Source organism: Pseudoblastomonas marina, from assembly GCF_014641655.1.
Taxonomy (GTDB): Bacteria; Pseudomonadota; Alphaproteobacteria; order Sphingomonadales; family Sphingomonadaceae; genus Alteriqipengyuania_A; species Alteriqipengyuania_A marina.
In genome coordinates this window covers 2,395,523-2,408,735 of sequence record NZ_BMID01000001.1, presented here as the reverse complement: position 1 = coordinate 2,408,735, position 13,213 = coordinate 2,395,523, and the positions used below count along the sequence as shown (strand labels likewise).

Below are 13,213 nucleotides of genomic sequence, written 5' to 3'. Positions count from 1 at the left end.
GTCAGTCGGCGAAGCGGGCGTAGAGCACGATGTCCTCCGGCGCGCCGTCGACGATCTCGTGGCGTTTGCGGGTGGCTTCGAGGTGCATGCCCGAGCGCTCCATCAGCCGCACCATGCCCTTGTTGGGAGCGAGGCAGCCTGCGGTAAGCTTGCGCACGCCACCTTCGCTCAGCAGCCAGCCGGTCAGCAGGTCCCAGGCTTCCTGTCCGTAGCCGCCGCCCCAATAGTCGCGTTGTCCGATCATGATGCCGACGTCGCAGGTGCCGTGATGCGCATTGCGATAGGCGGTCATCGTTCCAACCGCGGCACCGTCCGCCGCGTCGCGCACGCTGACGAACAGATTGTCCGAACCCTCGAAACTCGCGAGATAGGCCTCGCAGCTCGCGCGGTCGTGCGTGCGAAAGCGCTGGTTGGAAAAGCGCGTCACTTCGGGGTTGTTGAGCCAGCCGATATAGGCCTCGCTGACGTCGTCGGCTCCGAACGTGCGGAGGACCACCTTTTGCCCGCGCAATTCCCGGAAGCGCGCGGTCATTTCAGCGCGTCGAGATTGTCCCACACCTTGCGGAACGCCGCGACCACCGCTGCGACATCCTCGCTCGGGAACTGGAACATGCACAGATTGATGCCGAGGAAGCTCGCATCGTGCAGCTCTTCGGCGACCGGGCAGGTGCCGGTGCCATAGGCGAAGTTACGCCCCTCGTCCTCGCGCAGGCTCCAGGGGAAGCTGCCTGTGCCGTAGGCGCATTGCTCGGTGAAAATCGGGAGCCGGTGGATCGTCTGGTAGCCGGGCATGAGGCCGGGCACGCCCTCGGCCTTGAGCGCATCGAAGATCGCCTTGCGCTGAACCCCCAGCGCCTCGGTGTCGAGCACCATGCCGTAAACGTAGTAGACGTGCGTCGCGCCATCCTTGACCTTCGGAGTCGATAGCCCCTTCAGGTCGCCAAGCCCCGCATTCAGCTCGTCGGCCACCCGCTGTCGGTCGGCGACGCGTTCCTCCAGCTTGTCGAGCTGGACCGAAGCGATCGCGGCCTCGATCTCACCCATGCGGAAATTGTAACCGATCATGTTGGCGAGCTGGTCGCGGTTTTCGGGCTTGATCACGCTTTCGGCGTGGTTGCGGATCAGCGCGAGCCGTTCGGCCATTTCATCGTCGTCGGTGACGAGGATACCGCCTTCACCGCAATGGATGTGCTTGTGATAGTTGAGGCTGAAGCCGCCGATATCGTAGCCGGTGCCGGTGAAATCGCCTTCACGCTTTGCACCGGGAGCCTGCGCGGTATCGCCGAGCAGTTTCAGCCCATGCTCGTCGGCGATCTTGCGCAGTTCGGCGACGTCGGCGGTCATGCCGAAGATGTCGACCGCAATGATCGCCTTGGTCCGCGGCGTGATCAGCGACCGGACGCTTTCGGGATCGATGTTGAAGGTCTCGCGATCGATATCGGCGAAGACGGGGATCGCGTTCCAGTGCAGGATCGCCATCGCGGTGGCCGACATCGTCCACGGCGTGGTGATGATCTCGTCGCCCGGCTCGACCCCGATCGCGCCCACTTCGGCGATCAGCCCGCTGGTCCAGCTGTTGACCCCGAGCGCGTGCTTGACCCCGAAATACTCCGCCGCCTTCTTTTCGAACGCCTTGACGCTTTCGCCGCCCATGAAGCCCGGGCCCGGCGCGCCGATATAGGCCGAGAGCACGCCCGAGCGCACGACGTTCACGGCGGCCTCTTCCTCGTCCCTGCCCATCGACTTGAACGCATCGAGCTCGCGGTCGATCGCGGGGCTGCCGCCGTTGATGGCGAGGGTATCGGTCATGGGTCGATGCGGTCCTTCTATGGGTGACTGGCGCTCTGTCGAATTGCTTCGCACAGCGCCTGCGCCGCTAGCGCATTGTGCCCCGTGCTGGCCAGCGGCTTTGCATGGCCGAGATGGTCGGCGATATTCGCGACGGCGAGCGCCATCGCCTCTTCGTAGCGCCCCGGCACGCTCTCGCGCTCGCCCAGCGTGCGGTATCCGGCGAAGGTATCGTTGTCCTCCACGCGGCGGGTCTCGATACGGAATCCGCCCTCGTGCATCGCGATCTCGCCCAGCTCGCAGGTCAGCACGAGCTCGAACTGGGTGAACGCGCGCGCGTTGCCGGCGACGAGGTGGATGCCGATGCCATCGCCCGCGTCCAGCAGCGCCCCGACGGTGGGATCGGAATCCCAATGATCGAACACCGGCTGCCCCACCGAAATCAGCTTCATTTCGCCTACGAACATGCCGAGCAGGTCGACCATATGGCCGCCATTGTGCACCACCCCCTTGGTGTACCAGCCGGTCGCCGACAGCACGCGGCCCCATTGCCCGGCGCGCACCTCTTCGGCGAGCGCGACCAGATCGGGCGCCCAGCGGCGCGTATAATTCACCGCCAGCGCTACGCCTGCCTGATCGCACCGCTCGACCAGCTTGCGCGCGGTCTCGAACTCGTCGGCGACGGGCTTCTCGCAGAAGATCAGCTTCGGTTGCAGCGCGAGCGCAGTCTCGAGATGCATCGCATGGAACGCGGTCGGCGAGCAGATCGAGATTACGTCGAAAGCTCCCGCCGGCGCATCGATCCCCTCGATCGTCGGGGCACCCTGCGGCACGTTCCAGCGGTCTGCAAAAGCTTCGCGTGCCGCCTCGTCGGGATCGACGCAGGCAGCGAGTTCGAACCGCTTGTCGGCGCTGAACGCCCCCGCGTGGGTCAGCGGCGGTGCATTTTCGGGTCGGTCGGCATCGTAGCCCCCGGCGATGGCTCCGCAGCCGATGATGAGGACGCGATACGCCATCGCACGATCAGGCGATCAGGTCCCAGCTCACCGGCGTGCCCTTTGTGAGCGCGCGGTTGACCCGCTTGCCCAGCAGCACGTCGTAATGCTTGGGCGCGAGGCCGTAGCCGGGGCGGACCGAGCGCAGGTTCGCCTCGGTGAAGGACTCGCCTTCGGCCATGTCCTCGGCGACGTAGAGCGAGCGGCGGAACTGGCGCGATCCGCTTTCGGCCTTCGTCCCGCCATAGGTGACCTGCCCCAGCGACTGCCATGCGCGCTCGGTCTCGTCGCGCAATTGCTGCAATTCGTGCGGTTCGAGGCTGAAGGCGCTGTCGACCCCGCCATCGGCGCGCGCCAGCGTGAAGTGCTTCTCGATCAGCACCGCGCCAAACGCGGTCGCCGCGACCGAGACGCCGGTGCCCATCGTGTGGTCCGACAGGCCGACCTCGCAGCCGAAGGTGTCGCGCATGTTGGGGATCGTGCGAATGTTCGTGTTCTCGGGCGTCGCCGGATAGGTGCTGGTGCATTTGAGGATGCAGACCTGTTCGTTCCCCGCCTCGCGCGCCGCGCGCAGCGCTTCGCCGATCTCGACCACGCTCGCCATACCGGTCGAGATGATCATCGGCTTGCCCGTTTCGGCGACCTTGCGGATCAGCGGCAGGTCGATCGATTCGAAGCTGGCGATCTTATAGGCCGGGACGTCGAGCTCCTCGAGAAAATCGACCGCACTCGCGTCGAAGGGCGAGGAAAAGCAGTCGATTCCGAGGCTCTTCGCGTGATCCATGATCGGCTTGTGCCAATCCCACGGCGTATGCGCCTCGTCGTAGAGTTCGTGCAGCCGCCGCCCGTTCCAGAGCGAGTTCTCGTCCTCGATCGTGAAGCCCGGGCCGTCGACGTCGAGTGTGATCGTGTCGGCGGTGTAGGTCTGCAGCTTGATCGCATCGGCGCCGTGTTCGGCGGCCGAGGTCACGATCTCCAGCGCGCGATCGAGCGAGTGGTTGTGGTTCCCGCTCATCTCCGCGATCAGGTAGGGACGCTCGGACAGGCCAATGGTGCGGCCGTTGATCTGCATTATGCTCAAACCTTTCGTTTCGCCCGTCCTTTAGCGAGCGCGATGGCCAAGGTGCAAGGCGACTAGCTCCGGCGCTTGACCCAGCGATCGGGCGCGACCTGTTCGTAACCGCAGCGCGCGAACAAGGCTTGCGAAGGACGATTGCTCTCGAGCACGGTCGCATCGACGATCGCCGGATCGGCGGCGGCTTCGCCCGCCAGCAGCAGCGCCGGACCGAGCCCGACCCCGTGCAGCGCCGGATCGAGATAGAGTGAGACCTCGGCGCGGGTCTCGCTCGAAAAATCGAACCGGATCACGCCGACCGGGCGCCCGCCGATCTCGCCCACGAACAGCTTGCGCGCCGGATCGGCCAGCACGCGATCGAGCCAGTCGACATGACCGCGCCATTCGAGCGCGCCGCTTTCGAGCGACACCGCGCGGGTCGCCGGATCGTCGCGCCAGTCGAACATCATCTGCGCATCGTCGGCAGTGGCCGGGCGCACAGACAGCGAGCCGGCAAGCATGGCGAGCGCCACCCGCGTCGCGCCGAGCCCGTCGACCAGCTTGCGCGACGTTTCGGCCAGCGCGCGGCGACGCGCACTGTCGGGCAGTAGCGCGGCGAGCTCGGCGGCGATGCAGGCGCGCGTCGGCTCGGAGGCGAAAGCCACCGCGCCCTTTTCTGCCAGCGCCGGCGCGACGGTGTTCTGGTTGGGCGCGACCACCACCAGCAGCGTGGGCACGCCGATGCAGCAGCGCTCCCATGTCGCCCCGCCACCTGCGCCCACCTGCAAGTCGTGCCGCGCGAAGAAGGCGGCCAGGTCGGGCAGGTCGAGCGACAGCGTGGTGCCGGGTCGCGCGGCGATACGCTCGCGCAAGGCCGCGAGGTTGGGGTTGGCGGAGGTCGCGACCACTTCGACCGCGCCGTCGAAACCGGCCTCGTCGAGGGCGTCGAGCACCGCTGCCGCATGATGGCCCGCATCGACCCCGCCCATGAATATGCCGACGCTGCGGACGGTTTCGTTGAAGTCGTACCGCTCGGCCTCGGCGAAGGCGGGGCCCAGCAGGCCGAAGCGCGGACCGCCGAGGATCCTGGTGCGACCGACCAGCCAGTCTGCATATTTGATGCGGTGATCGGGCGCGTAGGTGTGATCGATCAACAGGTCCGGCGCGGTCTTGCGGTCGGGCACGTCGTCGATCTGCGCGATCTTGCAGCCGAGGGCTTCGGCGACGCCCTCGTGCCAGCGCGCGTCGAAGGCGTAGGAATCGAGCACGACCCAGTCGGGCGCGTAATCGTGCAGGGCGTCGACGGTCTCGCCGACCTCCTGCTCTAGAGGGACTTCGGCCCAGGCGCTATGCGGGATCGCAGGGTCGGGCTCGAACGGCGCGTTGGGAAAGGGCAGCTGGGCGATATCGGCGAAGCCTTGCCCGTCGATCAGCGCGGCGCTGTCCACGCCGAGGTCGCGGGTGACGAAGCGGATCTCCGCGCCCAGGTCCCGCAGTGCCTGTGCCAGCGATAGGCTGCGGCGGACATGGCCGGTGCCGATCTTCGCCGACGCGTCGACGCGGATGGCGATCTTCACCGCGCTCACTCCGCGCCCGAGATTGCCCGGTAGAGCATCTCCGCGCGGTCCCAGTCGTCGGGCGTGTCGATATCGACCACGCGCCATTCGGGCAGCACGATCGCGCGGCCATGCGCGTGGATGTTGAGCCCCGCGAGCCACGCTTCGACGCCGCCCCAGTAGAACTGGCCGGCATCGAAATAGCCGGGCTCCAGATCCTGCGTGCGGGTGCCGACATGTTCGGGATTGAACGGCGCGACCGATCCGTCCTCGTTGCGCTTGAGCGCGCGCTGGATCGGCGAGGGGAAGCCAGTGACGGGGAAGGTGTAACCCTCGCCACCATGCTGTTCGAGCAGGTCAAGCGCTTCCGCGAGATCCTCGGTGCGGATGAAGGGCACGCCGGGATAGATGCAGCAGCAATGCGTCACGTCCCAGCCCTGTTCGCGGCAGGCCTCGATCGCGTGCGCGATGACCGGCACGGTCGGGGTGATGTCGTCGGCCAGCTCGCCGGGGCGGCGGAACGGGAGTTCGGCCCCGAGTTCCTGCGCGATTTGCGAAATTTCCTCGTCGTCGGTCGAGACGACCACCCGGTCGATCGCCTCGCAGGCGAGCGCCGCCTCGATCGCGTAGCCGATCATCGGCTTGCCCGCGAAAGGCTTGATGTTCTTGCGCGGGATCCGCTTCGAACCACCGCGCGCGGGGATCACCGCGATCTTCATGCCACGTGCTCGCGGATCACCTGCGCCACGCGATCCTGCTCCTCATCGGTCATAGCCGGGAAGAGCGGGATCGTGATCGCGCGGTCGTAATAGGCTTCGGCAGCGGGAAAATCGCCGCGCGCGAAGCCCAGGCGCTCGTAATGCGGCTGGGTGTGGATCGGGATGTAATGGACGTTCACGCCGATCCCGGCCTCGCGCATCGCGGCGAACAGCGTTGCGCGGTCGCATTTGGCCTCGTCGGTCAATTCGACGACGTAGAGGTGCCAGGCGGAACTGCGGTCGTTGAAACGCTTGGGCAGTTTGAGCGGCAGGTCGGCGAGGATCTCGTCGTAGCGATCGGCGCGCGCGGCGCGTTCGGCCTGCATCGTGTCGATCCGCTCGAGCTGCGATGCGCCCAGCGCGGCCTGCACATCGGTGATGCGGTAATTGTAGCCGAGGTCGACCTGCTCGTAATACCAGCCGCCCTCCGGCGCGTGCTCGAGCAGGTCGGCATCGCGCGTCACGCCGTGCGAACGCAGCAGCGCTATCTTCTTGGCAAGTTCGGCATCCTGCGTGGTGACCATGCCGCCCTCGGCCGAGGTCACGATCTTGACCGCGTGGAAGCTGAACACGCTGGCATCGGCATATTGCCCGCCGACCGGCTTGCCCTGGTATTCGGCGCCGGTCGCGTGGCTCGCATCCTGCAGGATACGGAAGCCGTATTCGTCCGCCAGCGCGCGGATATCCTCGAGGTCGCAGGGCATGCCCGAGAAATCAACCGGGATCACGACATCGGGTAGCGTACCTTCGGCCTTCGCCCCTTCCAGCTTCTCCCGCAGCCGCTCGACCGACATGTTGCGGCTGTCCGGGTCGATATCGACGAAATCGATCTCGGCCCCGCAATAGAGAGCGCAATTGGCCGAAGCGACGAAACTGTTGGGGCTGGTCCACACCCGGCTGCCCTGCCCCACGCCCAGCGCGAGGCAAGCGATGTGGAGCGCCGCGGTGGCATTCGAAAGGGCCACCGCATGCGCGACCTGGTGGCGCTCGGCGAAATCCTTCTCGAACCGCTCGATCGCGGGTCCCTGCGTCAGGAAGTCGGATTGCAGGACCTCGACGACGGCGTCGATATCGGCCTGCTCGATCTGCTGGCGGCTATAGGGAATGAAGGCCATCGAACGCGCCCGTCAGTCGACCGTCTGGCCGATCACGTGCTTGTCGATGAGCTCGCGGATTTCCTCGACCGTGAGGAAATCGGGATTGCTTCCGCTATTGTAGGCGAAGCCCGGTTCGACCGGCTTGCCCCCGTTGTCCTTGCAGTAATCCTCGATCGAAAACTCGCCCGCGACCGGCAGGATCGCGTAGTAATCGCCCATGTCGACGGTGTTGAAGCTGTCCGAGGCGGTGATCATTTCCTCGTGGATCTTTTCGCCCGGGCGGATGCCGATGACCTTCTGCTCGGCCTCGGGCGCGACCGCGGTGGCGACGTCGCCGATGCGGTAGGACGGGATCTTGGGCACCAGCACCTCACCGCCGCGCGCGTTCTCGATCGACCACAGCACCATTTCGACGCCGTCCTGGAGCGAGATGTTGAAGCGCGTCATCCGCGGATCGGTGATCGGCAGCACGCCTTCGTCCTTCTTCGCCATGAAGAAGGGGATGACCGAACCGCGCGAGCCCATCACGTTGCCGTATCGGACCACCGAGAAACGCAGGTCGCGATTGCCGGTGATGTTGTTGGCCGCGACGAACAGCTTGTCGCTGCACAGCTTGGTCGCGCCGTAGAGGTTGATCGGGGCGGCGGCCTTGTCGGTCGACAGGGCAACCACGCGCTCGACCTTGTTGTCTAGGCAGGCCTCGATCAGGTTCTGCGCGCCGAGCACGTTGGTCTTGATGCATTCGAACGGGTTGTATTCGGCCGCCGGCACCTGCTTGAGCGCGGCGGCGTGAATGACGACGTCGATCCCTTCGAGAGCGCGCCGCAACCGGTCCTCGTCGCGCACGTCGCCGATGAAATAGCGCAGCGCAGGGTATTGCGAGCGCGGGAACATCTGCTGCATCTCGAACTGCTTCAGTTCGTCGCGCGAATAGATCACCAGCCGCTTCACGTCGGGATAGCGTTCGAGCACGGTGCGCACGAACGCCTTGCCGAACGAGCCGGTGCCACCGGTCACGAGCACGGATTTGTTGTTGAGCATGATAGAGAAAGAACCGCCTGTCGCTGTGCGTAGGAGAGGGCTCCGCACCGCTTGAACGCGCGAGCCCCCCGGGAAAAACGCGCGGTCCTTACAACCCGGCAGTGCTCCGTGGCAACGGTCTTGTTCGGCAATCAAAAAGGGCCGGTACCTCCCTTGCCGATTCGCCGAAGTCTGCGCTATTGGGCGGGCGGCGTCCGCGACAACTTCGGAAAAGTCTTTGAATGTAGTGGAGAATAGTGCGCAGGCGATCCAGATGGGTCGGCCGATGCATCCGTTTCGGGCGCTGATCCGCTACAGCGTCGCGTGGCTGCTGGTGGTGTTCGTGCCGCTGGTGGCGCTCGACCAGATGCCGGCGGTCGACGCGTTCACCGATCCGCTCCTGCTCAACACCGGCGCCGCCGCGACCGCGGCACTCCTGCTCGGCCTGTTCCTGGTCGGGCGGGTGCTCAACCTGCCGGGCACGCGCGGTGCGGTTCACGGCGTGCCGATCATGCTGATTTCATTCGGTATCGCCGCGCTGGTCCTGTTTTCCTTCCGGATCGAGTACAGCCGCGCGCTGCTGGCCTATTCGACCGTGGTCGGCACGGTCTTCGCGATGCGGCTACGCTGGTTCGAGCCGTCGCTGGTCCAGCAGACCTTCTACCTCGTCCCCTTCGGCAAGGCGACGCGGATGGAGAAGATCGGCAATTTCCCGGTCGAGCGAATGGAACTGCCGCGCATTCCCGACAACACGCGGTCGAGCATCGTGGCCGATTTTCGCGCCGACCTGCCCGACGAGTGGGAGCGCCTGCTGGCGCAGGCTTCGCTCGCGGGGGTGCCGGTCTACCACTACAAGCAGCTGACCGAGTCGCTTACCGGACAGGTCAAGATCGAGCACCTGTCGGAGAACTCGTTCGGCTCGCTCGTCCCCAACCAGTCCTACACCCCGATCAAGCGGTTGATCGATATCGTCGGCAGCGTGATCGCGATCGCGATCGCACTGCCCGTGATGGTGGTGCTCGCGCTCCTGATCTGGCTCGAGGACCGTCAGTCGCCCTTCTACGTGCAGAAACGCGCGGGCCATGGCGGCCGGCCGTTCCGGATGTACAAGTTCCGCTCGATGACCAATCGCCCGCCCGCCGATGGCGAACGGGCGCGCGAGGAGGCTATCACGCAGGACGGCGACAAGCGCGTGACGAAGATCGGCCGCGTGATCCGCAAGTTCCGGCTCGACGAGCTGCCGCAGCTGTTCAACGTGCTGAAGGGCGAGATGAGCCTGATCGGTCCGCGCCCCGAGGCGAACGAACTGGCCGAATGGTACGAGGACAACCTCGCCTTCTATTCGTATCGCAATATCGTGAAACCGGGCCTGACCGGCTGGGCCCAGGTCAACCAGGGCCACGTCGCGACGCTGGAAGACATCGACGTCAAGCTCCAGTACGATTTCTACTACATCAAGTATTTCTCGTTCTGGCTCGACGTGTTGATCGTGATGCGCACGATCCACACCATCGCCACCGGCTTCGGTTCGAAATAGCGCTCTAGCCGAGCAGGCGGGCGACGGTTTCGCTCAGCGAATCCTGCCAGCGCGGCGCGGAATGCCCAAAGGTTTCTGCGAATTTCGCACTGTCGAGGCGCGAATTGGCCGGGCGCGCCGCCTTGGTCGGATATTCGCTCGCGGGAATGCCCGTCACCGCGCAACTCGGCCCGCCGTGTTTCGCGCTCTCGGCGAAGATCGCGCGCGCGAAATCGGCCCAGTTGGTCGAGCCCGTGCCGGCGAAGTGATAGGTCTCGTTCGCGCCGCGATCGGGGTCTTTGCTCCAGCAACCGGCCACCGCGAGCAGGGCGTCGGCGATGTCGAGTGCGCTGGTCGGATTGCCGAACTGGTCGTGCACGACATTGAGCGCATCGCGGCTTCCTGCGAGGCGCAGCATGGTCTTCACGAAATTGTTGCCGAACGGGCTGTAGACCCAGGCTGTGCGCAGGATGGCGTAGGTCGCGCCCGACATGGCGAGCGCTTCCTCGCCCGCCAGCTTGGTTGCGCCGTAGACGCCGATCGGGCCGGTCGGGTCATCCTCGCGCCAAGCCTGCTCGCCGCTGCCGTCGAACACGTAGTCGGTCGACAGGTGCAACACCGCCGCGCCGATATCTGCGGCAGCGCGGCCTATATGGCCTGGTGCGGTTCCATTGATCAGTCGGGCCAGTTCCGGCTCGTCCTCCGCCTGGTCGACCGCGGTGTAAGCGGCGGCAGAGACAATCAGGTCCGGCTTCGTGTCCATGATCGTGCGGGCGATCCCGACAGGGTCGGCGAGGTCGAAATCGGGCCGGGCGGCGAAGACGAGTTCATGCGCGCTATTGCGCTCGGCGAGCGAACGGGCGACCTGCCCCTCGCGACCGGTCACCAGAATTTTCATTTGCGTCCGCCCAGCCGCTCGCCGCCATATTTGCCCGAGCGGATCGGGCCCCACCACCACTCGTTGTCGAGATACCAGTCGATGGTCTTGGCGAGGCCGGTCTCGAAGGTCTCCTGCGGCGTCCAGCCAAGCTCGCGCGCGATCTTGCTCGCGTCGATTGCATAGCGGCGGTCGTGGCCGGGGCGGTCGGTGACGAAGGTGATGAGGTCGCGGCGGGACTTGCCGCCTTCGAGCGGGCGGCGCTGGTCGAGCGCGTCGCAGATCGCCTCGACCACCTGCAGGTTCGTGCGCTCCTGGTTGCCGCCGATATTGTAGCTTTCGCCCACTGCGCCCTTGGTCAGCACGGTGATCAGCGCACTCGCGTGGTCGTCGACATAGAGCCAGTCGCGCACGTTCTCGCCGGTGCCGTAGACGGGCAGCTGCTTGCCCTCGAGCGCGTTGAGGATCACCAGCGGGATCAGCTTCTCGGGGAAGTGGTACGGCCCGTAATTGTTCGAGCAGTTCGAGAGCACCACCGGGAGGCCGTAGGTCTCGTGCCAGGCGCGCACGAAATGGTCGCTCGCGGCCTTCGAGGCCGAATAGGGGGAGGAGGGCGCGTAGGGCGTTTCCTCGGAAAACAGGCTGTCGTCGAAGTCGAGATCGCCGAACACCTCGTCGGTCGAGATGTGGTGGAAGCGGAAACCCTCCTTCTCCGCGCCCTCGAGCCCGCGCCAGTATTCGAGCGCGGCGTCGAGCAGGCGGAAGGTGCCGACGACATTGGTCTCGACGAAGGCGCCGGGACCGTCGATCGAGCGGTCGACATGGCTTTCGGCGGCGAGATGCATGATCCCGTCGACCCGCTCCTCGCGCAGCAGCGAAAGCACCAGCTCGCCATCGAGGATGTCGCCCTCGACCAGCCGGTGGTTAGTGGCGTTCTCTATCGTCTTGAGGCTTTCCGGATTGCCGGCATAGGTCAGCTTGTCGAGATTGATCACGCGCTTGCCGTCGCGCACCAGCCGGCGCACCACCGCCGAGCCGATGAAGCCCGCGCCGCCGGTGACGAGGATCGTGTCCATGTGGATCAGCCTTCCCAGGTGAACGGAGAGTCGAAATCGGCGAACAGCGGCGCGTCCACGTCCTTAGCCGACAGGGTCGGTTCGCCGTCGATCGCGGGCCAGTCGATGCCGAGCGCGGGGTCGTTCCAGCGGATCGCGCCCTCGTGTTCGGGCGAATAGCTGTCCGAAACCTTGTAGAGCACCTCGGTATCGGGCTCGAGCGTCATGAAGCAGTGCGCGAAGCCGATCGGCACGAGCAGCTGGTTCCAGCGCTCGGCCGACAGCGTCACGCCGACATGCTTGCCGTAGGTGGACGAACCCTTGCGGATATCGAGGGCGACATCGTAGACCGCGCCGCGCAGCACGCGCACCAGCTTGGCCTGCGCCACCGGCGGCGCCTGGAAGTGCAGCCCGCGCACCGTTCCGACGGGGGCGGAGAGCGACTGGTTGTCTTGCACCCAGTCGATCTCGATGCCTTCCTCCGCAAATGCGGATTGCTTGAAGACTTCCGAAAAGAAGCCGCGATTGTCACCGAATTTGGGCGGGATCACCTCGACCACGTCGGGGATCGCATGGCGGATGAATTCAGTCACGCTCGGCGCTCCACCAGCCTTTTCAGGTACTGGCCGTAACCTGTCTTGCCCATCGCTGCCGCACGCTCGAGCAGCGCCTCGTCGCCGAGCCAGTCCTGGCGCCAGGCGATCTCCTCGGGGCAGGCGATCTTGATGCCGGTGCGATGCTCGATCGTGCGCACGAAGCTCGACGCTTCGTGGAGGCTCTCATGCGTGCCGGTGTCGAGCCAGGCATAGCCGCGGCCCAATTGCGTGATGTGGAGGTCGCCGCGCTCGAGATAGGCGCGGTTGACGTCGGTGATCTCGAGTTCGCCGCGATCGCTCGGCTTCACCTCGCGCGCGAGGTCGACCACGTCCTTGTCGTAGAAATAGAGCCCCGTGACCGCCCAGTTGGATTTCGGATTGGCGGGCTTTTCCTCGATACTGGTCGCCTTGCCCGTCTGCGGGTCGAAATCGGCCACGCCGTAGCGCTCGGGATCGTCGACGTGGTAGGCGAAGACGTTTGCGCCCCCGGCGGCTGCTTCGGCGGCGGCGGTGCGGCATTTCTCGCCCATCTTTTCGCCGTGATAGATGTTGTCGCCGAGGATCAGCGCGCTCGGCTGCCCACCGACGAAATCGGCGCCGATGATGAAGGCCTCGGCGAGGCCGTTGGGCTCGGGCTGGACGGCGTAGGAGAAATCGACCCCGAACGCGGAGCCGTCGCCCAAGAGCGCTTCGAACATCGGAAGGTCGCGCGGGGTCGAGATGACCAGGATCTCGCGGATTCCGGCCAGCATCAGCACCGACAGCGGGTAATAGATCATCGGCTTGTCGAAGACCGGCAGGAGCTGTTTCGACAGCGACATGGTCGCCGGATAGAGCCGCGTGCCGCTACCGCCGGCGAGAATGATGCCTTTCACGAAAACTCCTCCGTCGAGCGGGTGCC

At 65.7% G+C, this 13,213-nt stretch carries 13 protein-coding genes; 1 reads left to right on the top strand and 12 read right to left on the bottom strand.

Annotated elements, in window-relative coordinates; genetic code table 11:
* Nucleotide 1: 1 nt before the first annotated feature.
* From IEW49_RS11820 to pseB, 8 genes are all read right to left on the bottom strand, one after another.
* Nucleotides 2–532 carry a GNAT family N-acetyltransferase gene (locus tag IEW49_RS11820; RefSeq protein ID WP_188642843.1) on the bottom strand — a complete coding sequence of 177 codons (531 nt, stop codon included), beginning with the start codon at nucleotides 530–532 and terminating at the stop codon, nucleotides 2–4.
* Entirely contained in the window at nucleotides 529–1,809 is a 1,281-nt protein-coding gene (locus tag IEW49_RS11815; RefSeq protein ID WP_188642842.1) for a DegT/DnrJ/EryC1/StrS family aminotransferase, read from the bottom strand. Before IEW49_RS11815 ends, IEW49_RS11820 begins: the two co-directional genes overlap by 4 nt.
* A 17-nt stretch (nucleotides 1,810–1,826) precedes the next feature.
* Nucleotides 1,827–2,804, bottom strand: a complete 978-nt coding sequence (locus tag IEW49_RS11810; RefSeq protein ID WP_188642841.1) for a Gfo/Idh/MocA family protein — start codon at nucleotides 2,802–2,804, stop codon at nucleotides 1,827–1,829.
* Nucleotides 2,805–2,811: 7 nt separating this feature from the next.
* Nucleotides 2,812–3,855 carry a pseudaminic acid synthase gene (pseI, locus tag IEW49_RS11805; RefSeq protein WP_188642840.1) on the bottom strand — a complete coding sequence of 348 codons (1,044 nt, stop codon included), beginning with the start codon at nucleotides 3,853–3,855 and terminating at the stop codon, nucleotides 2,812–2,814.
* A gap of 62 nt (nucleotides 3,856–3,917) precedes the next feature.
* Nucleotides 3,918–5,414 carry a UDP-2,4-diacetamido-2,4,6-trideoxy-beta-L-altropyranose hydrolase gene (pseG, locus tag IEW49_RS11800; protein WP_188642839.1) on the bottom strand — a complete coding sequence of 499 codons (1,497 nt, stop codon included), beginning with the start codon at nucleotides 5,412–5,414 and terminating at the stop codon, nucleotides 3,918–3,920.
* A gap of 5 nt (nucleotides 5,415–5,419) precedes the next feature.
* Complete coding sequence (gene pseF / locus IEW49_RS11795; protein WP_188642838.1) at nucleotides 5,420–6,112, bottom strand: pseudaminic acid cytidylyltransferase; 693 nt, start codon at nucleotides 6,110–6,112, stop codon at nucleotides 5,420–5,422.
* Nucleotides 6,109–7,266 (bottom strand): UDP-4-amino-4,6-dideoxy-N-acetyl-beta-L-altrosamine transaminase, encoded by a 1,158-nt coding sequence (gene pseC, locus IEW49_RS11790; protein WP_188642837.1) that lies wholly within the window; start codon nucleotides 7,264–7,266, stop codon nucleotides 6,109–6,111. Before pseC ends, pseF begins: the two co-directional genes overlap by 4 nt.
* A gap of 12 nt (nucleotides 7,267–7,278) precedes the next feature.
* The gene (gene pseB / locus IEW49_RS11785; protein WP_188642836.1) at nucleotides 7,279–8,289 is read right to left on the bottom strand and encodes a UDP-N-acetylglucosamine 4,6-dehydratase (inverting); all 1,011 of its coding nucleotides are present in this window, start codon (nucleotides 8,287–8,289) and stop codon (nucleotides 7,279–7,281) included.
* A 253-nt stretch (nucleotides 8,290–8,542) separates the two neighbouring features.
* On the opposite strand from pseB, the gene IEW49_RS11780 reads away from it, so the two are divergent.
* Nucleotides 8,543–9,805 carry a sugar transferase gene (locus IEW49_RS11780; RefSeq protein ID WP_188642835.1) on the top strand — a complete coding sequence of 421 codons (1,263 nt, stop codon included), beginning with the start codon at nucleotides 8,543–8,545 and terminating at the stop codon, nucleotides 9,803–9,805.
* Between the two features lie 4 nt (nucleotides 9,806–9,809).
* On the opposite strand, the gene rfbD is transcribed toward IEW49_RS11780, so the two are convergent.
* The 4 genes from rfbD to rfbA are packed head-to-tail and all read right to left on the bottom strand — an operon-like array spanning nucleotide 9,810 to nucleotide 13,187.
* Nucleotides 9,810–10,682, bottom strand: coding sequence for a dTDP-4-dehydrorhamnose reductase (gene rfbD / locus IEW49_RS11775; RefSeq protein ID WP_188642834.1), 873 nt, complete (start codon nucleotides 10,680–10,682; stop codon nucleotides 9,810–9,812).
* Nucleotides 10,679–11,737 carry a dTDP-glucose 4,6-dehydratase gene (gene rfbB, locus IEW49_RS11770; RefSeq protein WP_188642833.1) on the bottom strand — a complete coding sequence of 353 codons (1,059 nt, stop codon included), beginning with the start codon at nucleotides 11,735–11,737 and terminating at the stop codon, nucleotides 10,679–10,681. The genes rfbD and rfbB overlap by 4 nt, the downstream gene beginning before the upstream one ends.
* Before the next feature lie 5 nt (nucleotides 11,738–11,742).
* Entirely contained in the window at nucleotides 11,743–12,309 is a 567-nt protein-coding gene (gene rfbC / locus IEW49_RS11765) for a dTDP-4-dehydrorhamnose 3,5-epimerase (RefSeq protein ID WP_188642832.1), read from the bottom strand.
* A complete protein-coding gene (rfbA, locus tag IEW49_RS11760) occupies nucleotides 12,306–13,187 on the bottom strand; it encodes a glucose-1-phosphate thymidylyltransferase RfbA (protein WP_188642831.1) in 882 nt (293 codons plus the stop codon). Before rfbA ends, rfbC begins: the two co-directional genes overlap by 4 nt.
* Nucleotides 13,188–13,213 lie beyond the last annotated feature (26 nt).

Excerpts from the sequence above, each read along its gene's own strand:
- IEW49_RS11820 (WP_188642843.1), bottom strand. The coding sequence starts at position 532 with ATGACCGCGCGCTTCCGGGAATTGCGCGGGCAAAAGGTGGTCCTCCGC.
- IEW49_RS11815 (WP_188642842.1), bottom strand. The coding sequence starts at position 1,809 with ATGACCGATACCCTCGCCATCAACGGCGGCAGCCCCGCGATCGACCGC.
- IEW49_RS11810 (WP_188642841.1), bottom strand. The coding sequence starts at position 2,804 with ATGGCGTATCGCGTCCTCATCATCGGCTGCGGAGCCATCGCCGGGGGC.
- pseI (WP_188642840.1), bottom strand. The coding sequence starts at position 3,855 with ATGCAGATCAACGGCCGCACCATTGGCCTGTCCGAGCGTCCCTACCTG.
- pseF (WP_188642838.1), bottom strand. The coding sequence starts at position 6,112 with ATGAAGATCGCGGTGATCCCCGCGCGCGGTGGTTCGAAGCGGATCCCG.
- pseC (WP_188642837.1), bottom strand. The coding sequence starts at position 7,266 with ATGGCCTTCATTCCCTATAGCCGCCAGCAGATCGAGCAGGCCGATATC.
- pseB (WP_188642836.1), bottom strand. The coding sequence starts at position 8,289 with ATGCTCAACAACAAATCCGTGCTCGTGACCGGTGGCACCGGCTCGTTC.
- IEW49_RS11780 (WP_188642835.1), top strand. The coding sequence starts at position 8,543 with ATGGGTCGGCCGATGCATCCGTTTCGGGCGCTGATCCGCTACAGCGTC.
- rfbD (WP_188642834.1), bottom strand. The coding sequence starts at position 10,682 with ATGAAAATTCTGGTGACCGGTCGCGAGGGGCAGGTCGCCCGTTCGCTC.
- rfbB (WP_188642833.1), bottom strand. The coding sequence starts at position 11,737 with ATGGACACGATCCTCGTCACCGGCGGCGCGGGCTTCATCGGCTCGGCG.